Genomic DNA, 26,090 nt, shown 5'->3' on the forward strand with positions numbered 1-26,090 from the left:
CGGGGCGCAGCCGACGCCGAGCGCGACATTCGCGGTTTCGCGTTGAAGTTCTATACCGAAGAAGGTAACTGGGACATGGTCGGCAACAATACGCCGGTCTTTTTCATGCGCGACCCGCTGAAATTCCCCGACCTGAATCGCGCAGTCAAGCGCGATCCCAAGACCAATTTGCGCAGCGCGGAAAATAACTGGGACTGGTGGACCCAGTTACCCGAGGCGATACATCAGGTCACCATCATCATGAGCGACCGCGGCATTCCGCGATCCTTTCGTCACATGCATGGTTTCGGTAGCCATACCTACAGTTTCCTGAACGCGAAGAACGAACGTTTTTGGGTGAAATTCACGTTCAAGACGCAGCAAGGCATCGAAAACCTGACTGATGCGCAGGCGACCGAGGTGGTCGGAGGCGATCGCGAAAGCAATCAGCGCGATCTATACGAGAGCATTGAAAAGAAAGATTTCCCGCGCTGGACCTTGTTCGTGCAGATCATGCCGGAGAAAGAGGCGGGCTATTATCACCTCAATCCGTTCGATCTGACCAAGGTGTGGCCGCATAAGGACTATCCGCTGATCGAGGTCGGTTTTTTCGAACTGAACCGCAACCCGGAAAACTATTTCGCCGATGTCGAGCAAGCGGCATTCGCGCCGTCCAATGTGGTGCCGGGCATCAGCTTTTCGCCGGACAAGATGTTGCAAGGGCGCTTGTTTTCATACGGCGATGCGCAACGGTATCGGCTCGGGGTCAACCACCATGCAATTCCGGTGAATTCGCCCAAGACCAAGTACCCCAGCTATCACCGCGATGGCCAGATGCGCGTGGACGCCAACGCAGGCGCTCGCGTCGGTTACGAGCCCAATACCAAGGGCGAATGGCAGGAGCAACCGGATTTTTCCGAACCGCCGTTATCGATCGACGGTTCTGCGGACCATTGGAATCATCGCGTCGACACCGACTATTTCTCGCAAACCGGAGCGCTGTTCCGGTTGATGACGCCGGCGCAGCAGCAAGTCTTGTTCGAGAATACGGCACGTTCGGTTGGTGGTGCGTCCAAGGCGATACAGGATCTGCACGTTAAGCACTGCACGCAGGCCGATCCGGCCTATGGCGCCGGGGTTTCAAAGGCACTCAAGGCGCTCAAATAGAGCGGTCGTCACGCGCGACGGTGTTGGCGAAATTTGCCACACCGCGCAATCCGCGAGTCGGCGCAACGTCTGCTCTCGTCATCGTGAGCGTCGTTTGCGCCGAACAGTTTTCCAAGTCGCTGCAAAATGAAGACTGCGCGGCCATCGCTATTCAACACGCGGTGATGTTCGGATAACAAAAAATCGCAGAAGCCGTCAGCGCAAACGTTGCACTGACGGCTTCTGCGATCGTTTCCAAATCCACAGCGTGGGTGACTTAGTGGTGTTTGTGCTCGGGATTACGGCACACATTAGCGCCCACTTGCGCATCCTCCCACGACGAGCCGAGGATGATGCTGCAGAAATTAAGGCGTTTGTAGCTGGGGTCTTTTAGTGCCAGCACGTCGGCGTTGACTGTACCAAAGGTCGACAACGGTCTGTGTATCATTCCCTGTGTGAACGCTTCTATGATGCTTTCCTTGAAGTTTTCGACGCGCGGATGCGAAGCTACGACGAGCTTGCGCTGTTCTGCCGTGAAATCGTCATAGGCGAGACCCAATACGTCCATTTCTACGCCTGCCGTTACGAGCGCAACCACCGATTTCTTGTGCTCCGGAATGCCCGGCGTGGTGTGAAGAGCAATCGCATCCCACACGATCTCGACGTCGGTTTCAGTAATACCGTGCTGGCGAAGAAAGTCGCGCGCCGAATTGGCACTGTCAACCTCGAACCGGTTTTGCGATTTGCCAAACTGTTGGGTGAGGCCCATGTCATGGAACATCGCGCCGATATAGAGCAATTCCGGGTCGTACTGGAGTTTTTTCCGTTCCCCGGTCAGCGCGCCAAACAGAAACACACGAGTTGAGTGATGAAACAGCAGATCGGACTCCGTGTCGCGCACGAGTTGCGTGGCTTCGCGGGCCATCTTGCTGTCGGGAATTTTTATGCCGGCGATGATGTTGCTCATGTTTTTTCTCCAGGAACTGCTTGGTTGTCTACCGCGATAGCGGACAGGTAAAGCTACAAAAAGCCTTTCGTCGCCTTCGATTGGGCGACGCTCATCTACGTAGCTCATCTACGTAGCTCACTCACTACTACGATCACTGCCAGTAAGCGCTCTCGCCATGTAATCCGGTGTCGAGCCCTTGCTCCTCCATGCCAACCGCGACGTGCACTGGCGTCACTTTATCGATCAGCCACAACATGCCGTAAGTGAAGATAAACGCCCAAGTACCCGAGATCGCCACGGCAGCACATTGCTTGAAGAAAAACGCGGTTCCGCCGTTCAATAAACCATCGGCACCCGAGGGATTCCAGGCGCGGGAGGCGAAGACCCCAAGCAGCACGGTGCCTATCAAGCCGCCGACTCCGTGGACGCCCCACACATCCAGCGCGTCGTCCCACTGCAATTTGTTTTTCATCGCCACCGCGCAATAGCAGACGAAGCATCGCGATGATGCCGATCAACGCCGCATCGCCAAGCGATACATAGCCCGCCGCAGGCGTGATGGTCGCAAGGCCGGCCACGGAGCCGGTCAGCAAGCCGACCAGCTTCGGTTGCTTATGCTGCGACCATTCGACAAAAAGCCATGTGACGGCAGCGAACGAAGCGGCAACGTCGGTATTGAGGAATGCCGACGCGGTAACCGCGTCGACACGCAGTTCGGAACCGGCGTTGAATCCGTACCAGCCGAACCAGAGCAGCCCTGTACCCAACGCGATCAAGGGCACGTTGTGCGGCCGGTTCTCGACCACACGTCGCCGACCGACGAACAGCACGGAGGCCAGCGCGGCGAAACCGGCGGTGTTATGCACCACGATGCCGCCCGCAAAGTCCAGTACACCCCACTTCGACAGAATGCCATCCGGACTCCATACCATATGGACAAAGGGGAAATAAACCAGAACCAGCCAGCCCGTGAGAAACATAAAGTAGGCCTTGAATGTCACGCGATTTGCGAACGCACCGGTGATCAGCGCCGGCGTGATGATTGCGAACATCATCTGATAGGCAACGTGAACGATCAGCGGTATCCCCGCATCGTTACCGGCGAACATGGTGTGCAGCGTGACGCCATGCAGAAATGCGTAGTAGGTGGGGTCGCCGACGATTCCGTACAAGGTCGGGCCGAAACACATCGAGTAGCCAAACACAAACCACAGGACGGTGGTCCATCCCAGCGACACGAAGCTTTGCATCATGATCGCGAGCACATTCTTGCGCCCGACCAGGCCGCCATAAAAGAACGCCAGCCCTGGCGTCATCAGCATGACCAGGCTGGCGCACAGCAGCATGAAGGCTGTGTTGCCGATATTGAGCGGAACAACGGATGGAGTCATGGCGGTGGTGTCAATAGGTTAGGGCTTGAGTATCTATCGCAGCGCACCGCCGCGTCTTTCAGGCATGCATGATAATTTCAGAAAATGCACGATGAGATTGCGGTGCGCAGCCCTCGCGCAATGCGATGCCGAGTCAGATAAAACGTGCTCACGATCGCGACGATTTAACAATTTTTTACTAACACTTAAGACTGCTCGACTTTACGATGTCTCTCACCTTGTCGATCGCCGAGGTTCGGGGGTATAAAACTTGAAAAATATAACGTCAATTGAGGCAGAGCCGACGGTGTCGACGATCGGTATCGATTCGGTTGTCCGCGTCCAGGCAAGCGGACTAAGGACAAAGTTGAAACGGTATTGCGCTGACGAGGGCAAGGATGCGCTGGTTCTCATCGACTACGAGACGGGGTCGTACGTGCAGACGTTTGTAGTAAGACCGGTGGCCGCGGCAAGCGCAAGTGCTATACGAGGGCATGGAACAACCGACGATTGTTCAAGCGAGCAACTCGTTGCGATGATGTATAGCGCCAGCCAACTATGCGAGGCCTGTGACGAGCCGGGGTTGCGTTCCGCGCTTTCCTTGCTTAAAGAGGTGATTCGGAAATCTCCGTCTTACCCCGGTGTGCACGCGGCGATGGCTCATTGTCACATCGATCTATTTCGGCGCGGCGCCATTAGCCATGCAGAGGCGTCCAAAAATACTTGCGCCGCTGTGCGAGCGGCCGTGGCGTGCGATCGTCGTCTTGGCGCCGATACCCTGTGCGCGATGGGAGCGGTCGCTTGCTACATAGACTGGAATCTTGTGCTCGCCGAGCAGCGATTTCGCGCGGCGCTGGCTTTGCGTCCCAGCGCGCGCCGCGCAGAGCTGCTCGCCGAGTTGCTCACGATGACCGGCCGATTCGACGAGGCATCGTTCTATCTGGATATAGCCAGTCAGCTGGATCCCTACACGGTTCGCCATCATTTTGCTGCGCTCGCGTGCGCGTTTTATCGTCGTGAAGAGCCTTACAACCCCTTGTCGAGCGCGGGTGCAACAGAAACTGCAGCTCGCCAATGGGAGGCGATAATGCGCGGCCCCATGTGCAAGGCAGCGCAGTATGCCGCCACGGGAGAGGGGGGTGCCGCCCTGGGATGCCTGACTGAAGCTGTGGCATTGAGGGAGCCCTTGTTCCTATTCCAGCAAGTCGATCGACGGTTCGATATTCTTCGTGATGCACCGGAATTTCTGGCGCTTGATCGCACGGTCAAATGGAGAGTCTAAGCCAGGCTAAGGAAATAGCGCGTCCGGAAACCCGACGTACCTGACCGGGTGCAGAAAGCGCTCGATCGACATCGCGCCCTCATAGGTGAAGGCGCTGTCGAATAATACTTGCGCCCACTCGACGTGGGCCTGACTCGTGGTCGCAGTACGCAGGGTGCTCGCGGTGATGCAGGCCACTCGGGTGGTTTTCTTTTCCAGCACCGGCAGCAATTGCCGAGCCAAATCCAGGTCACCTGTCTCCAGATGCACCGTCGCCATCCACTGCGTGTTCAGTTGCGTTGCGACCGCGATCATCTCGTCGAGGTTTTCGCATCGCACCAGCAGTGCACAGGGTCCGAAGACATGTTGCACTGGCTGGGGCGACGCCAACAAGCTCCGGGCACTGGTTTCGAACAAGACGGCTTGGGCCGTCGAGACCCCAACCGCGGCCGCACCTTCAGCAATCAAGTCGACGTCGAGCCGCGCTTGTTGGCACGTAAGCCAGTGTTGGTAACGCTGGCTCAGAGCCGGGGAAAACATCAGATCCGCGGCTTTATCCTCGATGGCTGCCACGAGTGTTTCTCTTAGGTCGACAAATCCATCTCCCGCGATTGCTACGATCATGGCCGACTTCACACGTCGCTGTCCGACGCCGAGCGTCAGTTGTTCGATAAAGTGAAAGCTGAATTGCTCGGCGCGCGCGTTCAGCGCTTGCGGGAGAAAAAAACTGGGGTTCACGGTGATGATTTCGGCGAAGAGAGGAATGGGCTCAGGGCGCAGCGCTGCACGCTGCGCCAGCACGCTCGTCTCGCTGGACGAACCGACAAAGGCGATCCCTCGCATCGACGGATGATCGATCAGCGAGTCGATCGCTGAGTTGGCTACTGAGTCGCCCACTGAATCCCCGTGCGCGATCAATAACGAGAACACACCTACGTGGAAATTGCATTGGACGATTGCACGTTGGATGGCCCGGCCAACCAGTTCGCATACGCCCGGATGGCCTCGGTGCGTGACTACCACCACCGGACAACCGGCGGCGAGCGCCGCGGCGATATCGACGCCTGCCGTTGCATAGACTAGCGGAGTCTGGTCAGAGGCAAACACCGCGATAGGTCCGATGGCGAGATTGCGGGTAAGCATCTGTTCGACCGAGTGGCCCGCACAATTATCTATGGTCTCGGTGGGGCCGGATTTTCGAACGAGTTCTGCGAAGATGCGCAGTTGTAGCTCCGCCCGAATCAGTTGTTCCCATGCGCAGACGGCGGGCAAACCGGTTTCGGCCGTTGCGCGACTTATCAACAGATCTTTCATGTCGATAAGGTGGTCGGCGATGGTCTCCAGAAAATCCGCTCGTTCGCTACCGCTGCTCATGCGATACGTGTCGGCTGCTGCAGCCGCCAGGTTGCAAGCCCGCTCTATATCGGTAGAGTTGCCAATACCAAAGGCAGGATCGATTTCGACATTGGCACCCGGATCGAATGCTCTGAAATTGCCGCCGAGGCCGCGCACCGCGCTGCCGCCTATCAGCATCTCGCCAGTTATTCCGAACTCCATTAGCCGCTCCTTCGAAGGGACATGTGCGCGGCGGCTCATGCACTTTCGCTCCGCAGCGCTTACTTGTGAGTGATAGTAAGTTAGCTGCGTCTTAATCTTGAGTTAATCATTGTTAATTGCGCAGACCCGTGTCTACTTAATTCACCACGCCATCACATCTGCATTTTTAACAAGTATTAACTGGCGCCCACGCTGGCTGAACCCCTAACCTAGATTGAGTCTTGAAGTTGCGTCCGGCGGTCTGTTCGGCCCTGAGCTGATTAAAATTAATGAGAGCATGTAATGAACGAATTACTGGAAAAAGTCATTGAACTGCATGGTGGACTCGACCGCTGGAACGCATTCAGCAAGGTCGATGCGACGATAGTCACGGATGGCGCGTTTTGGGGAATGAAGAAAGTGACTCAGGATCAGGATCCGCGCCAGATGACCGTTTGGTTGCACGAGGAGCGTTCGTCAGTCACGCCATTCGGCGAATCAAACTGGCGTACCGATTTCACGCCTGGACGCATCGCGATCCTCAAAGGCGACGACACCGTCGTCGCTGAACGAAATAATCCCCGAGCATCGTTTTTTGGTCATCGGAAGGAGACCCCTTGGGATCCGCTGCACCGCGCATACTTCAATGGTTATGCGCTGTGGACATATCTGAGCGGGCCGTTTCTGATGACGACAAAAGGCGTCGAGGTGCAAGAGATCGAGCCATGGTCAGAGGGTGGCGAGACATGGCGCGTACTTCGTGCCAGGTTCCCTGATGCGATTGCAACCCACAGTGCGGTTCAAGACTACTTCTTCGGCGCCGATCTCCTTTTGCGCCGTCACGACTACAACGTTGACGTGGCGGGTGGCTTCGAGGCAGTGCAGCTTGTCCATGACTATATCCAGGTTGACGGCATTCGCTTGCCAAGTAAGCGCCGGGCCTATACCCGCGATCCGGACCGCCGGGCGAATCTGGATCCGTTGATGGTCTCCATCGACCTCAGCAACGTACGATTTTCCTAATTAGAGGGCGCGCAAAATGTCCCACGCAAGCCACACCTATCGCGCAGTGCAGGCCGTCAGTCCCGGAAAATTGGAATTGGCCGAGAAGCCGTTGACCGATCCGCGACCCGGATATGTACGCATCCGTGTCGAGGCGTGCGGCGTGTGTCATTCGGATGCTGCGACTGTCGAGGGACAGTTTCCTATTGCATGGCCGCGCGTTCCCGGCCATGAGGCCGTGGGCCGCATCGATGCGCTCGGCGAGGGTGTAGAGGGCTGGGCGGTCGGGCAGCGGGTCGGCGTTGGCTTTTTGGGGGGAAGTTGTGGTCACTGTGGACCGTGTCGCGGCGGCGACCAGGTGAACTGCCGAAATCAGGAATTTACTGGCGTCCACCTTGACGGTGGCTACGCGGAGGTGATGATAGCGAAGGCCAGCGGCCTGATGTCCATTCCGGATGACCTTGGTTCGGTTGATGCCGCGCCGCTACTCTGTGCCGGACTCACGACCTTCAGCGCATTGCGCAACTCGACGGCGAAGGCGGGCGAGCTTGTGGCTGTGCTCGGCATTGGAGGGCTTGGTCATCTGGGCGTGCAATATGCGCGGCATATGGGGTTCGAGGTCGCCGCAATTGCACGCGGTGAAGACAAGGCGGCGCTTGCCAAGCAACTCGGTGCGCACCACTATATCGATAGCTCCATAACCGATGTCGGCCAGGCGCTGCAAGCGCTTGGCGGCGCTGCCGTGGTGCTCGCGACGGCGTCCGCGGGCCGGGCGGTGGCCGACGTCATCAAAGGCCTTCGTCCACGAGGCCACGTCATCGCACTCGGTGTCACGCCCGATCCGATCGAGGTGGCATCCACCGATCTGCTGTTTGGCAATCGCTGCGTCGAAGGTGCCATGACCGGCGATCCAGCAACCGGAGATGCCACGCTGAAGTTCAGTTCATTGGCGGGTGTCGCTGCCATGATCGAGTGCATGCCTCTTGAGCAGGCCGCCCAGGCATACGCCCGCATGATGTCCGGCAAGGCGCGATTCCGTATCGTTCTCACGATGGGCGCTTGACTTAATTCACGATAGATCGAGTATTTCATTAGGAATCGAGGCGAGTCATGAGCACGTATTTAGGGAAACAAAATGATATCAATTTTGGTTCGAAGGATACTGGTATCCATCGAATGGCGGTCGATATGCTCGGTAAGGCATCGATAAAAATAAACGGCGAGAATCCGTGGGATATGCAGTTGCATGACCCGATCGCGCTTGAAATGGCATTCGCAAAAGGCAATCTTGGACTTGGCGAAGCGTATATGGACGGCGCATGGGATGCCGAGCAATTAGACGAGTTCTTTGCGCGTCTGCTTGGCACGCGGTTGACCGATCAGATTCAGCCTCTACGCTTGTTGGGACACGTACTTGCGGCGAAATTTCTGAATCGTCAGAACATCAAGCGGGCCAAAAAAGTAGGCGAAATGCATTATGACTTGGGCAACGATTTCTACAAGGAAATGCTCGATTCGCGCATGACCTACACCTGCGGATATTGGGCGAACGCGACTAATCTTGAGCAGGCGCAAGAAGCCAAGTTGGATTTGGTCTGTCGAAAATTGAAATTGAAACCCGGCATGCGCGTCCTTGATATCGGCTGCGGCTGGGGAAGTCTCATGGCTTATGCTGCCGAAAATTACGGTGTGGAAGCGGTGGGTGTGAGCATATCAAAGCAACAAGTCGCGTGGGCGAAGCACCGCTATTCGCATCTGCCGCTTGAATTTCGCTTGCAAGATTATCGTGAAATGGATGGGCAATTCGATGCGATTGCCAGCATTGGCATGTTCGAACATGTCGGTAGGAAGAATTTTCGTACGTATATCCAAACGGCGCATCGGTGCTTGAGGAATGACGGATTATTTCTCCTCCATACGATAGGGAAAAATGTGCGGCGATCAGCTCCCGATCCGTGGATCGATAAGTATATTTTCCCCAATGGGGACTTACCGTCGATTGGACAAATTGGCGATGCTCTCGAGAATTTGTTCGTGACCGAAGATCTTCATAATTTTGGCGCTGACTACGACAAAACGCTGATGGCGTGGTACCAAAATTTTGATGAATCCTGGCCGGCTTTCGGAAATCGTTTGGGTATGCGCTTTTATCGTATGTGGCGGTATTACCTGCTTTCGTGCGCTGGAGCGTTTCGTTCTCGAGATATACAGCTCTGGCAGTGGGTGCTGTCGAAAGACGGCGTGCGCGGCGGTTATCGGCGCGAACATATTTAGGTGCCAGTGTTCGGTGGCGCCCTGGCCATTCTAGCTGGCTGTCGTCCAGACGCGCATCGCGGCATGTCGGACGTCGGTCTGACACCACAAGCCGATTCGGCTTCAACTATAAGCAATAGTTATTGGGCTAATAACGAATTGGTCTTGGACCCGGTCGCCGATGTGCGTCATCGTGTGCATCACTGAACACTAGAACCGGAGCCAAAAATGGATATCCTAACCACGGCATTGACGTTGATCGGAGTAGGGGCGTTGTCTACATACGTCCTTGCAAACTCGGTTCCCGAAGAGGTTCTGGCTCAGGCATCAGAGGGGGGGCGTTTCGCCGGCCTCGGTGACGAGAGTATCAACCCCAATAATTTCCGCTCGGGAACGCGTACAGGTGGGTTTGGTGAGTCAATCACAATGACTTCAGTCAACTCTCGATAGACGCCACTCAACCCCCCCGCCGTGCACCTGGATTGTCGACCCAATCGCCGCTTTAACCTGCGTCGGCCGAGTTGTGTCGTATGTCCGGTAAAGAATCTCAAGCACCGGCTGCTCAGTCTATATTATTTAGTAGTACGTTATTATTGATGCTTGTCACGTAAAGCCTGTCAGAATTTTTTGACCGGACTGTTCCCGGGATCCGTAGGCTATCCTAGGGTTAAATCTATGCGATCCAAAATATCACTAAAAATATAGTTTTCTATCGAAACGATAGACATGAGTGGTAGACGAGAACCCGCCGTGGCAGCAGGAGGTCCGCTATGAAAGGAGGTAGGAATTCCCCAAAAATTAATGCTCCGCCGCAACTCGAATTTTTAACAAGTATTAACTGGCGAACACGTCGGCTGGCCCTCTAAGCTAGAGCAAAGCAGCTTTGATGAAGCGTTCAAAGCGGTATCCGGCCGTCTTGACAAATGCACCTTGCGCGAACGTTGAGACGAATGAGCATCGACTTGAGACGCATGCGCACGGGCCTTAGTTAGTTAGACAGATATAGTCATTCACGTCGACCTAGCCAAACCCTCGACTTCACAACGAACCGGGCCAGATAGACTGGTCACTCGCAAATCACTGATTATTCTTGGAGTATCCCCATGCAAAAAAAGGCAGATTTTGAACTCTTCGGGTTCTGGCGCACGGCATCCACCTATCGAGTGCGCGTTGCCCTCAATTTCAAAGGGCTGACGGCCAGCGAACGCATCATCAATCTGGAGAAAGGCGAGAACAGAACCCCGGAGTTTCTCGCGATCAATTCTCTTGGCGCAATCCCGGCGCTGATCGAAGAAGGGCATGCACCGCTCACGCAATCATTGGCTATCCTGGAGTTCCTTGAAGAAAAGCAACCCAACCCGCCATTGCTGCCCAGTGATCTGTATGGCAGGGCACGCGTGCGAGCTATTGCAGGCATGCTTGCAACCGATACTCATCCATTGATCACGCCGCGCATTAAAAAGTATTTAGTGTCCACCGGAGGGTTCGACGATGCGGCTTGGCGCGCGTGGCAGATTCACTGGCTGCGCGTTAATCTCGAAGCCGTCGAAAGCCGACTGGCGGTCGAGCCGGAAGTCGGGGCCTTTTGCCACGGCGACCAGCCGAGCATCGCGGATATCTGCCTCGCAAGCATGTTTTCAGTCATGCAAGCATTTGACATCCGAATGGAAGGCATACCGGTAATCGATCGGATCATGAAGAACTGCTATGCGCTCGATGCATTTGCACGCGCGGATCCGTATCTTCAGGAAGGTGCGCCGGCTAAGGCGACCCGCTAGCCGCTTGTTGGCATATATGAAAACAATTGGCATTTTTGTTTTTCCCGGTGTTCAGTCGTTGGACGTTAGCGGTCCAATGGATGTATTCGCGGAAGCGAACCGGTTTTTGCCCCCGCAAGCGCAGTATCAGATTGAAGTGATTGGATCAAAACCAGGCCTGCTGAGCTGCTCAAATGGCCTTCTTATCCAAGCACATCGTCCTTTCTATGAAGTGTCCGATGCTTTCGATCGCTTGCTCATTGCGGGTGGTCCCAAACTTCCGCAGCACGAGTTGTGTCCTGAATCTCGTGATTGGTTGCGTTACGTCGTGCCTAAGGCCGGGCAGTTCGGTTCAGTCTGCAGCGGCGCTTTCATCCTGGCACGAGCGGGGCTGCTTGAGGGGCATACTGTTACCACCCATTGGAATCACGCCGCCGCATTGGCACTCCTTTGCCCCACCACAGTGGTCGAGCCGGACCAGCTTTATATTCAAGATGGTCCGCTAATCACGTCTGCGGGGATTACTGCCGGCATAGATATGTCTCTACATTTGCTTGCCGCGGATCACGGGCGAGACATCGCATTGCAGGTGGCGCGGCGTCTCGTGGTCTTTACGCAAAGGGCCGGAGGACAATCGCAATTCAGTCCTTATCTCGCGGCGTTCGCTAGGTCAAAATCTCCGATCGCGCGTATCCAACAGTACGTCTTGACTAACCTTTTAGGGGACTTGTCCGTGCCGGCCTTGGCACGCGTCGCAAATATGAGTGTGCGCAACCTCTCGAGAACGTTTGCCAAAGAGACAAACATGTCGCCCTATGATTTTGTTGAGAATGCGCGTATCGACGCGGCGCGCGCCTTACTCGAAGATCCAAGAGCACCCCTCAAGAGCGTGGCCTACCAGTGCGGTTTCAATGACACCCGCCACATGCGGGAAATTTTCAAGAAGCGTCTCGGCCTCTCGCCTCGTCAGTATCGACTGAATTTCGGGGTGGCGAGTCCGCGTGCGCGAGACGGGTCGGCGGTCTGACACGGAATAAATACATCCCATTCGTATTTTAGTAAATAAGTTGTACGGATGTTTATATGATGTACGTAGGTCTTTAACATGATATGCACTACTTATAAATAATAGATCGTGCGTTTTTAAAAAGTATCATGCACGCCTGGAAGACGTGGCAGGTGGCCGCGATACATACTCAAGTCTCGATTACGACTGGAGAATGTAATGAAAGAAATCATCGAAGGATTTCTGAAATTCCAACGCGACGTCTTTCCCTCTCGCGCGGCTCTGTTCAAAAAACTTGCAACCACACAATCGCCGACCGCGCTTTTCATCACCTGCTCAGACAGTCGCGTGGTTCCGGAAATCATGACGCAGCGCGAACCCGGCGACATTTTCGTCATCCGTAATGCCGGCAACATCGTTCCGGCCTACGTCGGCGAACCGGGCGGTGTTTCAGGAACCATCGAGTATGCCGTCGCGGTACTCGGCGTCAAGGACATCGTTATTTGCGGGCACTCGGACTGCGGCGCCATGACTGCGGTCGCAACGCACAAGCATCTCGAGCATTTGCCCGCGGTCGCGGGGTGGTTGCGCCATGCGGACGCGGCGAAGGCGATCAACGATGCGCATGAGCACGCGTCGCCTACCGAAGCCGTGGATTCGATGGTGCGCGAAAACGTCATCGCACAACTGGCCAACATCAGGACGCATCCGTCCGTGGCGCTGGCCTTATCCAAAGGCAACTTGAAATTGCATGGCTGGGTCTACGACATCGAAACCGGTTCGATTCTCACCTTCAATAGCGAAACCCTATGTTTTGTCCCGCTCTCCGAGTTCCCGCAGGCCTGTGCCACTGCCACGTTATCTTCCGCACGCTTCGCCTGATCGACTCACTTACCTCAAGGAAAAATCATGGTTCAGACACTCGTATCTCAAGACGCACGCCAAGCGCTTACCGACGATGTGCTTGAGGCAAAAGCACGTAAAGGACTCTCTTGGCAGGATTTGACCGAAGGCACGGGGCTCAGTCTCGTCTTTCTGACGGCAGCGTTGCTGGGTCAACATCCGCTTCCGACGGAGGCTGCGAAAGTCGTCTGCAAGAAGCTGGACCTCGATGCGCAAGCGGTATCTCTACTAGAGCGCATCCCTCTGCGCGGCAGCATACCTGGCGGCGTTCCGACCGACCCGACCGTCTATCGCTTCTACGAGATGGTCCAGATCTACGGGACGACGTTGAAATGTCTGGTCAACGAGATGTTGGGGGACGGGATCATCAGTGCGATCAACTTTAAGATGGATTTGAAGGTGATCGACGACTCGGACGGCGGCAAGCGCGCCGTCATCACATTGAACGGCAAGTTCTTGCCGACCAAACCATTCTGATTCGCGATCCTGCCGCGTTTTACGTGGCGGGATGAGGCAGAGCCTCCGCAAATCGATAGCGATGTATTTTCACCCACCCAAAGGAGTTTTTCATGACTGACACCACCACCAAAACCGTTTCTGCTTATCTTCGCCCAATCGACCACGACGGCTTGGCGGCATTCGCAGAAAAAGGTCGGGGCAATCCGGCATCGCGTGGAAAAAATAACGTTCACACAATCTCGCAAGGCATGTTTCGCACGTTGAGCTATGTGGGTCAGCACACGCCTGTAGTGGTCGATGAGCCGCTACATTTGTTCGGCGAAGACACGGCTCCGGCTCCCGGCGAGGTCGCGCTTTGTGGCCTGGGCGGTTGCCTGGCGGTGGGCATCACGGCGGTAGCGAGCTGGAAGAAGGTCAAGCTGTCCAAGCTCGAAGTGTTTATCGAAGCGGACATCGGCAATCCTGGCGCATGGGGCGCAGGCGGCGCGCAAATGCAGTCGGCGCAAATGGGCTTCCAGGCGATACGAGTCAAGGTGTTCGTAGAAGGCGATGCAACACGTGCGGAGCTTGACGAGATCGTGCAACAAGCGAACTTCTATTCGCCAGTGGCCAACACGATGCGCAATCCGATTCCGTTCACCATCGGTCTGACCGACTAAATCGGCGAACGATAAGCGTCTGAGCAGCCCCAGCGTGCACACGTGCACGACTGGGGCTGGGGGCTGGTCATGCTGTCTTTCAATACACCTTACACAATAGGGGGCGATATGATTTTTCGCCAATTCTTCGATCAGACGTCGAGTACGTTCACCTATTTGCTGGCTTCCGGAGTAGGAGGGGAGGCCTTGATTATTGATCCAGTGAAGGAACAACTGGAACACTACCTCACGGCAATCGAGCAGTTGGATCTTCGGCTAGTCCAGGCGCTGGACACGCACACTCATGCCGACCACATTACCGCCCTCGGGGATCTGCGCGATGCTACGCATTGCGCGACCGTCATGGGCAATTTATCGAAAGCGGAATGTGTCACAAGACACGTTCGTGAAGACGATGTAATCGATATTTCCGGCACCCGGCTTCGGGCAATGTACACGCCGGGGCATACCGAAGAGTCGTTCAGTTTCGTGCTCAACCCGTCTTCGCCACGGGCGGTTTTTACGGGCGATGTGCTACTGATACGCGGCAGTGGTCGGACCGATTTTCAGGGCGGTGACCCGCATCGGTCATGGGATTCCATTGTCAACAAGCTGTTCAAGCTACCCGACGACACCATCCTCTACCCGGCGCATGACTACAAGGGTTGGTCGAACTCGACCATCGGAGAGGAGAGGCGATTCAACCCCCGCTTGTCGGGTAAGACCGAGGCGGAATACGTCGCGATTATGGCGAACCTGAAACTGCCTCATCCGAAACTGATGGATATCGCAATCCCCGCGAATATCGCGTGTGGCCAATCCGATAAGCTAGATAAGAGCCAAGGGTGATGACGATAATCTCCAATCCCATTGCGCAGGGCCTGGCAGCTGCAGCGTGCGGCTGGTTCGTCAGTTTCTCCCTGGGGCTCGTCGGAGGAGGCGGTTCCATCCTCGCGGTGCCGCTGATAATTTATGTCGCGGGGGTTCACGATACCCACCTCGCGATCGGTACCGCAGCCCTTGCGGTCGCCGTAAGCGCCTATCTGAATATGATTCCGCATGCGCGAGCGGGTCATATCAAATGGGGCGCCGCGCTGGCCTTTGCAGCAAGCGGTGTCGTAGGGGCTGCTGTAGGTTCCTCGATCGGCAAGATTATCGACGGCCAGTCATTGAGTAGATATTTCGCTATCCTGATGTTATTGGTGGCGGTCTTCATGTTGCGGTCTGCTCGGGGGACACTCGAACAAGAGCCGCAGCGTGTAGCGCTGTACTCGAGATTATGCGGGACGGGGTTGGGGGCTGGGGGAGTATCGGGGTTCTTTGGTATTGGTGGTGGATTTTTGGTGGTCCCTGGGCTTGTATTCGCAGCACGCATGCAAATCGCGGATGCAATCGGAACGTCGCTATTCGCTGTTGGATCATTTGGTTTGACCACAGCCGTCAATTATTCGCTGTCGGGACAAGTGGACTGGCGGGTGGCTGGCGAATTCGTCGCGGGCGGCCTGGTTGGCGGTTGGTTGGGGGCCCGCGCCGCCGGGCGGCTTGCGAACAGGCGTGGTGTGCTAACCATGTTGTTCTCGGCAATGATAGTGCTGATTGCTGCTTATATGCTGTATCGCTCATGGGACACATGACGATGGTGAATGGAGTGTAGATGCCAGGCATGTGCTGACCGCTTTTTAAATAGACCATTAACCTTGCAATGAAAGGGAATTTTCAATGAGGAAATTTCACACCGCGCTCGCGAGCGCTCTTCTCGCTACAGCCTGCCATAACGCATGTGCCCAAGATGTCTTGCGCGTGTATGGCCCCGGCGGCCCGGCTCCTGCCATGAAAGAGGCCGCGAGTGCTTTTGAAAGGCAGACCGGCATCCAGGTGGAATTGACCGCGGGCCCGACCGGCGCGTGGATCGCCCAGGCGCAGCAGGACGCAGACCTCGTGTACAGCGGTTCTGAAACGATGATGACGGATCTGGTCGCGGCGATGGGTGATCAACTTGGGGCCAGTGCTCCGGCGCCACTCTATCTTCGTCCATTGGCCATGCTCGTTCGTCCGGGCAATCCGCACCATATCCGCACTTTTACCGATCTGATGAAACCTGGCGTCAAGGTGCTCGTAGTGAATGGCTCGGGGCAAAACGGCGTATGGGAAGACGCGGCAGGGCGAACCGGTGACATTCGACAGGTCACCGCGCTACGTGAAAACATCGTCAGTTACGCGAGCAACAGCGCTCTGGCACGCACGACCTGGACCCAGCGTCCGGACATCGATGTTTGGCTGATATGGAATATATGGCAGATCTCCAACGCATCGCTAGCCGACGTTGTGCCGATCGAGCCGAAGTACGCCATATATCGCGACACTGGAGTGGCTATAACTGCGAGAGGGGAGCGCAATGGCGGAGCTGAGCAGTTCATCGAGTTTCTAAGATCCGGCAACGGAGCGGCGATCTTCTCGCATTTTGGTTGGAAAACCCGGTGATGTCCTAGCAGCATGGGGCCTGAACTATAAATATGACTTATCGCCAGGATCCTAAATGGGTCTTGGACGCTATAACCGAATCGCATCATCCTTGTGTTACCGGCTGATCGCCAGCCACAAACACTGCCTGCCATTCATCGCCGGCATCAATGCGCCCAAAGCGGATCCGTAAGGGCGCGGGAAAGGATGTTCAATGTCTACCCAGCCACCTGCTTTAACCAGAGGACTGACGCTGTTGTTTGCGCTCGCCTCTGGGATCATCATCGCGAATATCTATTATTCACAGCCGCTTCTGGCCACGATCGCTCCCACCTTCGGCTTCACGCCATCACGTCTTGGGTTCTTGGTCACCCTGACGCAAATCGGTTATGCCGGCGGTATGCTGTTGATCGTGCCGCTCGGCGATGTGCTGAATCGGCGCACGTTGATCGTGTCCTTGCTCTTGCTCACTGTACTGGCGCTGTTGGCGGTTGCGCTGAGTCCCAGCTTCATGCTGTTCGCCGCGGCGAGCCTGATACTCGGCGTAACTTCCACCGCTGCGCAATTGCAGGTGCCATTCGCCGCGTCGCTCGCGACAGATCAGGAACGCGGACATGTGGTTGGCACCGTGATGAGCGGTTTGCTTCTGGGCATCTTGTTGGCGCGGACGGTCTCCGGCACCATCGCTCACCTTGCGGGCTGGCGCACGGTGTACGGGGTCGCGGCTGTGATGATCCTGGTTCTGACCGTATGCCTTGCGCGGGCGCTTCCGCAGGATAAGCGTGGCAATCAGACATGGCGTTACGACCATCTGATGGGGTCCCTGCTGACACTGCTGCGCGAGCATCCCGCGATAGGTTTGCGCTCGCTGTATGGCGCCTTGGGCTACGCCTCGTTCAGCGTCTTCTGGACTGCTCTGACGTTTCTCCTGAGTGCCGCACCCTATCATTACTCGGAGGCCAAAATCGGCGCGTTCGGGTTGGCCGGTGCGGCCGGTGCGCTCGCTGCTGGTTCCGCCGGGCGTATGGCCGATCGAGGGCATGGCCATCGGGCGACGGGAATATTTAGCGCGGTGATGCTGGTCTCGTTCGCATTTATCTACCTTGGAGCGCATTCGCTGGTAGCGCTGCTGATTGGGGTCTTGTTGCTGGACGTGGGTGTGCAGGGCATGCATATCTCCAACCAGAGCGTGATTTATGCGTTGGCTCCGGATGCACGCAGCCGTATCACCACCATTTATCTGACGGCTTATTTCTTCGGCGGTGCGATCGGGTCCAGTGCTGCGAGCGTGGCCTATGAAAAGGCGGGCTGGCTCGGGGTTTGTCTCGTAGGCACCCTGTTCTCCGGCTTACTGCTCGGGGCTTGGTTGGTAGCGCAATATTCGCAGAAGAAGTCTAACCGCCCGGACATTCGTGCAATTACGCACAATTTTTCTCGCGAAAGTCAGACCTAACTGCAGATTTGTGGGGCGTCGCAATCCTCGCCCGTAGCCGCGTTGCGAGGCGAGGATAGTGCGCACCAGCAGGCCCACGGCGCCATTACCACCGACGCCGTATGGCGACTGCTTTCATACATCGACAAGCCTATTCGGACAAACCGCTATACCGCTGGCACTGACAATCGATCGTTTCGCGAATGGTTTGACACGCCCTTTGTTTGGTCTGATGCGTGCACGGTTGATGGCGCTCTAGAAACACGTGCTGTTGTCGAACCGGGTGCAATGCGCCGCTGGGAATTCCAGCGGTGCCCGTCATTGGAGTTCGAATGCGCACGCACCTCGCCGGGTACATTCGCGAGAGCTCACTGGATCAAGTCGGACGAGATCGCATATCGCACCAGCTGCGCATTGTTTTGGCAATCGAGCTTTTGCATTAGCCGTATCTTGTACGTGCTGACCGTCTTTCGATTGATGGCCAGCTCTTCGGAAATTTCATTGATGCTGCGTCCACGGACGAGCAAATCGAAGATTTCGAATTCACGAGCCGAGAGACGTTCATGGAGCGGGCGTTGCTCAAGATGTTCTCGATCGAATATCAATGATGATGTCAGCCGCGAGTCGATGAAACGGCCCCCTGACACCACCCGGGAAATGGCATCCATCAAGGTTTTCGAGTCGTTATCTTTGGTCAGGTAGCCAGCCGCGCCGGCGTTCAACGCATGCCGTGCAATCCGCGGCTCGCAATGCATGCTGAGGACCAGGATGCGCGGACTATCCTTTTGCAAGAAAATTTGATTGATTAGCGTTGCCCCGCAGACGCCCGACATCGACATATCGAGCAACAAGAGATCGACCTCGACACGCTGGAGTGCCTCAAAAATCTCGCTGCCGTTCGTGGCTTCGGCGACCACGCAAATGTGTTCTTCGAAGGAAAAAATTTGCTTCAGACCTTCACGCATGATGGTGTGATCATCCGCTATCAAAATTTTAATCATCAGAATTGCGGAACCGCGAAAATGGGTATGTGGACTTGGACAGTCGTTCCTTCATTGGGGGCCGTAGCTATATTCATTTTTCCATCGAGCATCAGGACCCGTTCGCGAATACCTACCAAGCCGAACGATTTGGCTTTTTTTTCAAAAGGATCAAAACCTTTACCGTTGTCTCGCACCTCCAGTATGTAGTTACCGTCGTCATACCTGAAATCGACCGCGGCTTTTTGCGCGTTTGCATGTCTCGCTACGTTGCGTAGCGCCTCCTGCGCTATGCGAAAGATCGCCGTCGTACTTCTTTCGCACAATGCAATATCGACGACCTCGTTACGTAACTCGCACGGAACGCCGGTTCGCGTCGCGAATTCATGCACTAGCCATTCCAGCGCTGCCAGTATGCCCATATCGAGTTCGACCGGACGCAGCTCCGCCATTACATTTCGTATTGTTTTGATGGTGGAGTCCACGAGTTCCAGCATGCTGCGTATCTTCGTCTGAAAAGAAAAATCCTCGGCTCCATACTCGCGGTTAAGCATCGATATTTGCAGGCGCAATGCAAGCAGACATTGTCCAAGTTCATCATGCAATTCCCGGGCCAGGTGCTTGCGTTCTTCTTCACGAACCGATTCGCTGCGGCCCACCAACTGCCGCAGCAGGAGCCGCGATTCTTCAAGGCTCTGCTGGGCTTCTTTGAGCGACGTAATGTCGCGGCCTATCGCCAAAGCCCCGGTGATCTTTCCATGGGTGTCGCGTTCCGCCACGATATGCAGCGAAAAATAACGGGCCGTTCCCTGTTGCGTAGTCCACATACCGACCGTCTGGTTTGGTGTGCCGGTTCTCATCACGTTCAACAGGATTTCTCTGAATTGCTCGGGGGAAATATCGGCGGCCCAATTCGCTTCCAATGGGGTATCCAGTATCTGCGCTGCGCTCATACCTCGGGACTGCTTATACGCTCGATTGATATAAATCCGCCTGCAATTTAGGTCGTATCGGATAACCTCATCGGGCAAGTTTTCGGCCAAGGTCCGAAATTCTCTCTCACTTTTTCGCAGAACTTCTTCCGCGTTTCGACGAGCCGTGATGTCCACCGTGGTGCCGATATATTCTTTGCTGCCATTCAATTCCTGCGCCAGCGGACGACCCATGCCCTGGACATATCGCAAGCTGCCATCTGAACAGATGATGCGATATTCGCATTCGAAGCGAGCCCACTCCCGAATGGCTGTTCTCACGATGCGCAGTACTTCGTCTCGATCGTCAGGATGAATTTGCTCTGCAATACGAAGCAAATCCGGGGATTCAGACCGCAACTCAAAACCAAAAATTCGATAGTGCTCATCGGACCAAGTGAGTTTTCTCTGAGAAGAATCCCAGCGCCAACTGCCAGTTTGACTGATCTTCTGCCCTTCGGCGAGGAACGCTTCGCTACGCAGCAATTGATCTTGAACGTCCTTGCGTTCGGTATTTTCAACTTGTAACGCTAAATTGGTGGCCTCTAATTCGTGGAGGGTGCGGACCAATTGGTCATGCGTTTTTTTTAGCTTCCTGGATGCGTCATTTTTCGCGATCCCCAGCGCGCCGATGAAAAGACTGGTCAGCGAGAAAATGATCAAGCGTGGCGTATCTACGAAGTGTGCAGAAAAAAGACGCTCGGGTGACACGAATAGGCAACCGAAGGCCGATACCGAGAGCGCAATGGCCAAAATGCCAGCCCCGGTACCGCCTACCCACACGCTCACCGCGATCGCGCAAAGGAACAGGGAAGCGCGTACCTCCACGAATTGGAGTTCCATCCATCGATTGACAAGCAGCGCGAGGACGATGGCAAGCAACGCGATCCCGGTCCTCGAAAGCAACGATAAACAGCGGCCGCTGTGCGCATTGCGCCACGACGGGTTTGGAAATTTATATGTCAAATGAAGTCACTTCTTCTGGTGTATCGAGACCTTCCAGGCGATTCCAAATTGTCCGAGATAGTGCCGGGCTAACGACGTTTGGAACGCTGCTAAGCGAGAAGGTCGAAATTCACAATAGGGCGGCGCTGAAGGGCAATCCACGGACGTACGCGGACGCAAGCCATAAGGGGCGAGCGCTAGGTCGTCATCGTACTAACCGCGGACGAGGCCGGCCAGTCCCCCGAACAGACATTTTGCAAAGGTGGCCGTAAACGTCGTCTGATTGGCCGTTTTATGTCGTTTTAAATTATTGTTCGCGTGGCGAACTAATGCCAGACTAGCGGCGGCTTGAGTAGCCGAGATGGCACATAGACCGGGCGTGCGACACGCCGGTGTCGCGATGTCCGCGGAATCAACGAAAATCGTTCCACAGCTGACAATGACGCCGTCGACGTTCGAGACCTTACGATAATAATGATCAGAATACTCATCGCCGACGATCATGCCCTTATGCGCGAAGGACTAAAGCGGCTTTTCGCACTGGAAAAAGACATTTCGGTGGTCGGCGAGGCCGCGAACGGAACTCAAATTTTCGAAGTACTTCGGCAGGTGCAAGTCGACCTGCTGCTGCTCGACATGTCGATGTCGGGTATCAGTGGCGCCAATCTTATCAATCGCGTACGCATGCACAAAGGTAGTCCGCGCATCCTCGTGCTGAGCATGCATTGTGAGGCCCAGGTTGTGCGGTATGCATTGAACGCCGGCGCATCCGGTTACTTGACCAAAGATAGCGATCCGAAAACCTTGATTGACGCAGTTTTCAGCGTCGTGTCGGGTGAACGCTTCATCGATCCACGGTTGACGGAGGCATTGATATTTGATCGCGGACATATTGCTGAGCGTCCCTTGCACGAACTTCTCACAATACGCGAACTTGAAGTGCTTAATTTGCTGGTTCGCGGCCAGGGCGTCAACGAAATTGCCGAGGAGCTTTCTATCAGCAACAAAACTGTTAGCACACACAAAGTAAGGTTGATGAAAAAGTTGAATTGCCAAAGCAATGCTGAATTGATTAGGTATGCTGTGACGTTCCACTTAGTAGAATAGAATTTACGCATTGCAAATTGGTAATATAAAAGATTAGCTTGGGCCGAATATAAATAAAAAATGGCTCATATTTCATGAAAAGTAGGAAATGGCTTACATTGAAAATCAGAATCGGCTGATATATTTTTTAAGCCAAATGATCGAATGTGATGGCATTCCTAGGGTGTCGGTCGTGGTTACGCTTCATGAAGTGAGCTACGCGCTTGATCCCTCTAATTAAATTGAAATTAATTTTTATTAAAACGATATTCATGTGCCTTTGCATGCGTACAAGGTGTCGAAACGCATGAATGGAATTTGTAAGAATAATTTCTCATTTCAGTGAATGAATGAGGATTAGATTGCCAAAAGAGGAGTGAAGGTGCCTACGGGCGATCGGCAACCCGGGGATACAGATAACTTTGCGCTTCGCGTCAGGCGAGACAAGATGATTACCCGCCAAAGCCGTTCATCGGGGCGGCGTCCCAGGAAAGGTACCGATCGTACATGCGGTGCAAATTTCGCGGGCTTGCATGTCACCCGTGCTGTGCGCGACGGCTTATAAGATTCGAGAGGCAAAGCACCTCAACAACTTGGTCGAGCAGGCTCATCGGGCCGTCAAGCGCGTTGTCCGATCTAGGCTTGGATGCCAGGCGTTCGCCGCGCTCGCGTCATCTTGAGGAGAATCGAACTCATGCACACGACGGCGAAGGGTCGATGAAGACCGGCGCGGACCAAAACCCGTGGTCATCGGGCAAACCTATGATGCTCATACTGTAAGCAACCCTACTTAATTTTCCCGACTTTCCGTACCGCAACGGCATCGCTTGATTTCAATCATGGCAACGCTGTTGCATAACAGAGGATCGACTGCAAGACATATATAAAACGCGCGCGTAGAACCCTGGTTGGAGCGTTATGCTGGTTTTCTCGAAACACCACGAGGCTGGCGTAGTCTCCGGCGGTGGGATCATGCAGATGTACTCGGCTGACGCGCTCGATCTTTCGACTTAACTATGCGCCCAGCTAGCAATGCCCCGTTATGCAATCAGACTTTTACGAATTCGATGAGTTTCGCGTGGTGCCCGGCGAGCGTACCGTGTACGAGGGGGGAGAACCCGTACGCCTGAGCAGTCGTGCGTTCGATCTGCTGGTCGCCCTGTTGGGACGTGCCGGCAGCGTTGTCGGCAAGGCAGAGTTGGTTGCCTTGGTATGGCCGAGCAGAGTCGTGGAGGAAGTCAATCTGCGCGTTCATATTTCTTCGCTTCGCAAGGTGCTGCGCGATGGTCAGGATGGCCGTCGCTATATCGAGAGCGTTGCCGGCCAAGGATACTGCTTCATCTCCTCGGTAACGCCGCCAGCAGTCCCGCACGAGCACGCTGCCGGACTAGCCATCGAAACCTGGCTTAAGGGCGAAGAAAATCTACCTCCCTTAGCCTCGAGTATTATCGGGCGAGAAGGAGCCATCGCAACGCTCGTCGATGCCTTGGCACAGCGGCGCCTTCTCTCGATTGTCGGCCCGGGAGGGGTAGGAAAAACGACCATCGCCATTCCGATCGCGCGACAGCTTGCCGATCGCCTTCAATTGCCCGTACGCTTCCTCGATCTCGCCGCCATCATCGAACCCGGCCTGATCGCAAGCGCCTTGGCGACGGTTATCGGTTTGCAAATACTCACAGATGAGGTGCTTCCGGTCGTGTTGACCGCGCTCAAGGGCAAGCGTCTTTTGCTGGTGCTGGATAGCTGCGAGCATCTGATCAACGAAGCTACCATATTGGCAGAACGCTTGTTCTTGCTCTCGCCGGAGCTATTTATCCTTGCCACCAGCCGTGAGCCGCTGCGCGCGCAGGGCGAGTCGCTGTACCGGCTGCAGCCGCTTGAAACGCCGACGGACGGGCGTAACGTCACGGCTTTGGAAGCCTGCAAGTTTTCAGCCATCCGCTTGTTCTACGAGCGTGCCCGCTCGGGCTTGGACACCTTCGTCCTGCGCGACAAAGACGTGCCCGCAGTCGTGGAGTTGTGTCAGAAACTCGACGGACTACCGCTTGCGATTGAATTCGCCGCCGCGCGGATAGAACTGTTCGGCATCAAGGGGCTCTTGCTGGAACTCGGTGACCGATTCCGCCTGCTGACGGCGGGGCGCAGGACAGCATTGCCCAGGCATCAAACCCTGCGTGCGACGCTGGACTGGAGTTATGAGCTGCTCGCGTCCGATGAGCAAGCTGTGCTGCGGCGACTGTCTATTTTCGGCGGAAGTTTCATGCTGGGCGCAGCCACGGCGGTTGCCTCCTGCGCGGCACTGCTGACCCCTCATGTATTCAACGCAGTGTCGAAGCTCGCGGCGAAATCCCTGCTCACGGTAGAAACCGATGACGACGTCACCAGTTACCGGCTGCTCGACAATACGCGAGCCTATGCGTACGAAAAACTGTCGCAATCGGATGAAGGCCGCGCGGTCGCCAGCAAACATGCGGTGTATTGCCAGGGTCTGCTCATTCGCGCGGCTTCCGAGCTGACAACCGAATCGATTATGAAATGGGTGCAGCGTTACGGCCGCGTCATGAATGATTTGCGCACGGCGATGGATTGGGCATTTGGCGAACAGGGCGATGCTCAAATCGGCGTGCGTCTCACGGCTGACTCGGCGCCCCTGTGGTATCACATGTCGTTGATCGCCGAGTACCGTGGACGCCTGAGGATAGCGTTGGCAGCCATCGAGTCGCAACACCTCATGCTGGGAGAGGTCGAGTTGCGGCTCAACATCGCGTTCGCCTATGCGGAGTTTTATACGTCAGGACCCGTGTCGGAGGTCGGTTATGCAGCGTTCAGGAAAGGGCAGCGTATGGCTCGAAAAATGGGCAACATACCGCACGAGCTTAATGCACTGTATGGCCTATGCGTAGCGGCTTTGGCACGCGGGCAGTACCAGGAGGGATATCGCCTCGCGGTCGATATCAGGAATGTTGCGCCGGTGTCGGACGACGCGTTGATTTTGTATGAGCGATTGATGGCATTCGCGTGCTTTCACCTGGGCGAACTGCGTGCCGCGCGAGGCCATGCGCAACGTGCACTCGCAATGCCTCTGAACCTTCCCCACGTGGTAGTCCAGAATGCCCTGAGACAAAACCATCACGTCGCTGTCCTGACCGTACAGGCCAAAATTCTCTGGGTGAAAGGCTACCCCGAACAAGCACTTGCGATCGCCGATGAGGCAGTCGCCCACGCGCTGTTCGTGGGCAACAAGTTTTCGTTAATTTACGCACTGGCTGTTGGTGCGTGCCCGGTTACGGCATGGGCCGGTGACAGGAGAAAGCTGGAGCAGTTTTTTTCGATGCTGTCACGTCATGCGCAGGAACAAGCGTTGCCGCATTGGCAGACGTGGATCCGATGCTTTCAGATCGCCATGACGTCGCATGAGAGTGAGGAATCAGCCGAGGCGCTTATTAAGTCGGGGGTCTGCGAATTCGCGAGTCCGTTACATGAACTTCTCGTTACGCTCAATGCGCAGATGGTTACCCCCGAAGCGCTGAGACGGGTGCGCTCGGGGGAGGCCGGCTGGTCGTCGGCCGAGATTTTGCGCGCCCAGGGCGAGAGATTGCTGCGCAGAGGGGCGCCGGACGCGATCGAAAAGGCAGAGGCGCTATTTATGCAGTCCCTGAGTATCGCCCGTCGGCAGGGAGCCTTGTCGTGGGAGTTGCGCACCGCCATGAGTTTGGCGCGTCTGCGGCTTCGCGCGAACCAGCGTGACGCAGCTCAAGCGCTCTTGTACGGTGTTTACGGCCGATTTTCCGAGGGTTTCTCGACGCGGGATCTGCTTGAAGCGGCGTCGCTGCTTGAACAATTGGCGGCTGAGCAGTCGTCTTAGCGCATGGCTCACGGCCGACGGGCGGGCGGCGCCATCAGGCGAACCTGTGCTCGCCTGTCATCTTGGAGACATCGAAACGCCGCACTATGAGC

The 26,090-nt window shown here is 55.7% G+C and carries 21 protein-coding genes and 1 pseudogene; 16 read left to right on the forward strand and 6 right to left on the reverse strand.

All coding sequences use genetic code 11. The features are described 5' to 3' along the window. On the forward strand, positions 1-1,146 hold a 1,146-nt coding region (locus GSQ77_RS26340; RefSeq protein WP_158906623.1), incomplete at its 5' end, for a catalase. Positions 1,147-1,402: 256 nt separating this feature from the next. Here the strand turns inward: GSQ77_RS26340 and GSQ77_RS26345 are convergent. The 3 genes and pseudogenes from GSQ77_RS26345 to GSQ77_RS26350 all read right to left on the reverse strand — a co-directional run. Beyond that, on the reverse strand, positions 1,403-2,092 hold the full coding sequence (locus GSQ77_RS26345) for an HD domain-containing protein (protein WP_158907044.1): 690 nt from the start codon (positions 2,090-2,092) through the stop codon (positions 1,403-1,405). Positions 2,093-2,225: 133 nt separating this feature from the next. Then, the gene (locus GSQ77_RS30035) at positions 2,226-2,546 is read right to left on the reverse strand and encodes a hypothetical protein (RefSeq protein WP_367889700.1); all 321 of its coding nucleotides are present in this window, start codon (positions 2,544-2,546) and stop codon (positions 2,226-2,228) included. 37 nt (positions 2,547-2,583) lie between these two features. Next, positions 2,584-3,465: pseudogene (locus GSQ77_RS26350) on the reverse strand (ammonium transporter); the annotation flags it as partial. Positions 3,466-4,189: 724 nt separating this feature from the next. On the opposite strand from GSQ77_RS26350, the gene GSQ77_RS26355 reads away from it, so the two are divergent. Next, positions 4,190-4,726, forward strand: coding sequence for a hypothetical protein (locus GSQ77_RS26355; RefSeq protein WP_158906625.1), 537 nt, complete (start codon positions 4,190-4,192; stop codon positions 4,724-4,726). 6 nt (positions 4,727-4,732) lie between these two features. On the opposite strand, the gene GSQ77_RS26360 is transcribed toward GSQ77_RS26355, so the two are convergent. Continuing rightward, positions 4,733-6,262 carry an aldehyde dehydrogenase family protein gene (locus GSQ77_RS26360; RefSeq protein ID WP_158906627.1) on the reverse strand — a complete coding sequence of 510 codons (1,530 nt, stop codon included), beginning with the start codon at positions 6,260-6,262 and terminating at the stop codon, positions 4,733-4,735. A gap of 282 nt (positions 6,263-6,544) precedes the next feature. Here GSQ77_RS26360 and GSQ77_RS26365 point away from each other — a divergent pair, with 282 nt between their 5' ends. The 12 genes from GSQ77_RS26365 to GSQ77_RS26420 all read left to right on the forward strand — a co-directional run bounded on the left by GSQ77_RS26365 (position 6,545) and on the right by GSQ77_RS26420 (position 18,172). Next, entirely contained in the window at positions 6,545-7,264 is a 720-nt protein-coding gene (locus GSQ77_RS26365) for a hypothetical protein (protein WP_158906629.1), read from the forward strand. Between the two features lie 16 nt (positions 7,265-7,280). After that, the gene (locus GSQ77_RS26370) at positions 7,281-8,306 is read left to right on the forward strand and encodes an alcohol dehydrogenase catalytic domain-containing protein (RefSeq protein ID WP_158906631.1); all 1,026 of its coding nucleotides are present in this window, start codon (positions 7,281-7,283) and stop codon (positions 8,304-8,306) included. A 47-nt stretch (positions 8,307-8,353) separates the two neighbouring features. Continuing rightward, positions 8,354-9,517 (forward strand): cyclopropane fatty acyl phospholipid synthase, encoded by a 1,164-nt coding sequence (gene cfa, locus GSQ77_RS26375; RefSeq protein WP_158906633.1) that lies wholly within the window; start codon positions 8,354-8,356, stop codon positions 9,515-9,517. Between the two features lie 1,082 nt (positions 9,518-10,599). Then, a complete protein-coding gene (gene maiA / locus GSQ77_RS26380) occupies positions 10,600-11,274 on the forward strand; it encodes a maleylacetoacetate isomerase (RefSeq protein ID WP_158906635.1) in 675 nt (224 codons plus the stop codon). A gap of 16 nt (positions 11,275-11,290) precedes the next feature. Beyond that, positions 11,291-12,280, forward strand: a complete 990-nt coding sequence (locus GSQ77_RS26385; protein WP_158906637.1) for a GlxA family transcriptional regulator — start codon at positions 11,291-11,293, stop codon at positions 12,278-12,280. Between the two features lie 198 nt (positions 12,281-12,478). Continuing rightward, positions 12,479-13,141: a carbonic anhydrase gene (locus tag GSQ77_RS26390; protein ID WP_158906639.1), complete on the forward strand. Its 663-nt coding sequence runs from the start codon at positions 12,479-12,481 to the stop codon at positions 13,139-13,141. Positions 13,142-13,168: 27 nt separating this feature from the next. Beyond that, on the forward strand, positions 13,169-13,639 hold the full coding sequence (gene cynS, locus GSQ77_RS26395) for a cyanase (RefSeq protein ID WP_158906641.1): 471 nt from the start codon (positions 13,169-13,171) through the stop codon (positions 13,637-13,639). A gap of 92 nt (positions 13,640-13,731) precedes the next feature. Further along, the gene (locus GSQ77_RS26400) at positions 13,732-14,280 is read left to right on the forward strand and encodes an OsmC family protein (RefSeq protein ID WP_158906643.1); all 549 of its coding nucleotides are present in this window, start codon (positions 13,732-13,734) and stop codon (positions 14,278-14,280) included. A gap of 108 nt (positions 14,281-14,388) precedes the next feature. Then, the gene (locus GSQ77_RS26405; protein ID WP_158906645.1) at positions 14,389-15,108 is read left to right on the forward strand and encodes an MBL fold metallo-hydrolase; all 720 of its coding nucleotides are present in this window, start codon (positions 14,389-14,391) and stop codon (positions 15,106-15,108) included. Beyond that, a complete protein-coding gene (locus tag GSQ77_RS26410) occupies positions 15,108-15,893 on the forward strand; it encodes a sulfite exporter TauE/SafE family protein (RefSeq protein ID WP_158906647.1) in 786 nt (261 codons plus the stop codon). The genes GSQ77_RS26405 and GSQ77_RS26410 overlap by 1 nt, the downstream gene beginning before the upstream one ends. Before the next feature lie 85 nt (positions 15,894-15,978). Then, positions 15,979-16,740, forward strand: a complete 762-nt coding sequence (locus GSQ77_RS26415; RefSeq protein ID WP_158906649.1) for an extracellular solute-binding protein — start codon at positions 15,979-15,981, stop codon at positions 16,738-16,740. 193 nt (positions 16,741-16,933) lie between these two features. After that, positions 16,934-18,172, forward strand: a complete 1,239-nt coding sequence (locus GSQ77_RS26420) for an MFS transporter (protein WP_158906651.1) — start codon at positions 16,934-16,936, stop codon at positions 18,170-18,172. A 347-nt stretch (positions 18,173-18,519) separates the two neighbouring features. Here the strand turns inward: GSQ77_RS26420 and GSQ77_RS26425 are convergent, their stop codons facing one another. Together GSQ77_RS26425 and GSQ77_RS26430 are read right to left on the reverse strand one after the other, a co-directional pair. Then, positions 18,520-19,152 (reverse strand): response regulator transcription factor, encoded by a 633-nt coding sequence (locus GSQ77_RS26425; RefSeq protein WP_158906653.1) that lies wholly within the window; start codon positions 19,150-19,152, stop codon positions 18,520-18,522. Then, complete coding sequence (locus GSQ77_RS26430) at positions 19,152-20,984, reverse strand: PAS domain S-box protein (RefSeq protein ID WP_158906655.1); 1,833 nt, start codon at positions 20,982-20,984, stop codon at positions 19,152-19,154. Before GSQ77_RS26430 ends, GSQ77_RS26425 begins: the two co-directional genes overlap by 1 nt. Before the next feature lie 537 nt (positions 20,985-21,521). Between GSQ77_RS26430 and GSQ77_RS26435 the strand changes: the two genes are divergently transcribed. Next, positions 21,522-22,154: a response regulator transcription factor gene (locus GSQ77_RS26435; RefSeq protein ID WP_158906657.1), complete on the forward strand. Its 633-nt coding sequence runs from the start codon at positions 21,522-21,524 to the stop codon at positions 22,152-22,154. Between the two features lie 1,021 nt (positions 22,155-23,175). After that, positions 23,176-25,998 carry a winged helix-turn-helix domain-containing protein gene (locus GSQ77_RS26440; RefSeq protein WP_158906659.1) on the forward strand — a complete coding sequence of 941 codons (2,823 nt, stop codon included), beginning with the start codon at positions 23,176-23,178 and terminating at the stop codon, positions 25,996-25,998. Positions 25,999-26,090 lie beyond the last annotated feature (92 nt).

Source organism: Burkholderia sp. L27(2015) (assembly GCF_009765705.1).
GTDB lineage: Bacteria > Pseudomonadota > Gammaproteobacteria > Burkholderiales > Burkholderiaceae > LMUX01.

Coding starts and splice junctions, on each gene's coding strand:
- GSQ77_RS26345 (WP_158907044.1), bottom strand. CDS start 2,092: ATGAGCAACATCATCGCCGGCATAAAAATTCCCGACAGCAAGATGGCC.
- GSQ77_RS30035 (WP_367889700.1), bottom strand. CDS start 2,546: ATGAAAAACAAATTGCAGTGGGACGACGCGCTGGATGTGTGGGGCGTC.
- GSQ77_RS26360 (WP_158906627.1), bottom strand. CDS start 6,262: ATGGAGTTCGGAATAACTGGCGAGATGCTGATAGGCGGCAGCGCGGTG.
- GSQ77_RS26365 (WP_158906629.1), top strand. CDS start 6,545: ATGAACGAATTACTGGAAAAAGTCATTGAACTGCATGGTGGACTCGAC.
- GSQ77_RS26370 (WP_158906631.1), top strand. CDS start 7,281: ATGTCCCACGCAAGCCACACCTATCGCGCAGTGCAGGCCGTCAGTCCC.
- cfa (WP_158906633.1), top strand. CDS start 8,354: ATGAGCACGTATTTAGGGAAACAAAATGATATCAATTTTGGTTCGAAG.
- maiA (WP_158906635.1), top strand. CDS start 10,600: ATGCAAAAAAAGGCAGATTTTGAACTCTTCGGGTTCTGGCGCACGGCA.
- GSQ77_RS26385 (WP_158906637.1), top strand. CDS start 11,291: ATGAAAACAATTGGCATTTTTGTTTTTCCCGGTGTTCAGTCGTTGGAC.
- GSQ77_RS26390 (WP_158906639.1), top strand. CDS start 12,479: ATGAAAGAAATCATCGAAGGATTTCTGAAATTCCAACGCGACGTCTTT.
- cynS (WP_158906641.1), top strand. CDS start 13,169: ATGGTTCAGACACTCGTATCTCAAGACGCACGCCAAGCGCTTACCGAC.
- GSQ77_RS26400 (WP_158906643.1), top strand. CDS start 13,732: ATGACTGACACCACCACCAAAACCGTTTCTGCTTATCTTCGCCCAATC.
- GSQ77_RS26405 (WP_158906645.1), top strand. CDS start 14,389: ATGATTTTTCGCCAATTCTTCGATCAGACGTCGAGTACGTTCACCTAT.
- GSQ77_RS26410 (WP_158906647.1), top strand. CDS start 15,108: ATGACGATAATCTCCAATCCCATTGCGCAGGGCCTGGCAGCTGCAGCG.
- GSQ77_RS26415 (WP_158906649.1), top strand. CDS start 15,979: ATGAGGAAATTTCACACCGCGCTCGCGAGCGCTCTTCTCGCTACAGCC.
- GSQ77_RS26420 (WP_158906651.1), top strand. CDS start 16,934: ATGTCTACCCAGCCACCTGCTTTAACCAGAGGACTGACGCTGTTGTTT.
- GSQ77_RS26425 (WP_158906653.1), bottom strand. CDS start 19,152: ATGATTAAAATTTTGATAGCGGATGATCACACCATCATGCGTGAAGGT.
- GSQ77_RS26435 (WP_158906657.1), top strand. CDS start 21,522: ATGATCAGAATACTCATCGCCGACGATCATGCCCTTATGCGCGAAGGA.
- GSQ77_RS26440 (WP_158906659.1), top strand. CDS start 23,176: ATGCAATCAGACTTTTACGAATTCGATGAGTTTCGCGTGGTGCCCGGC.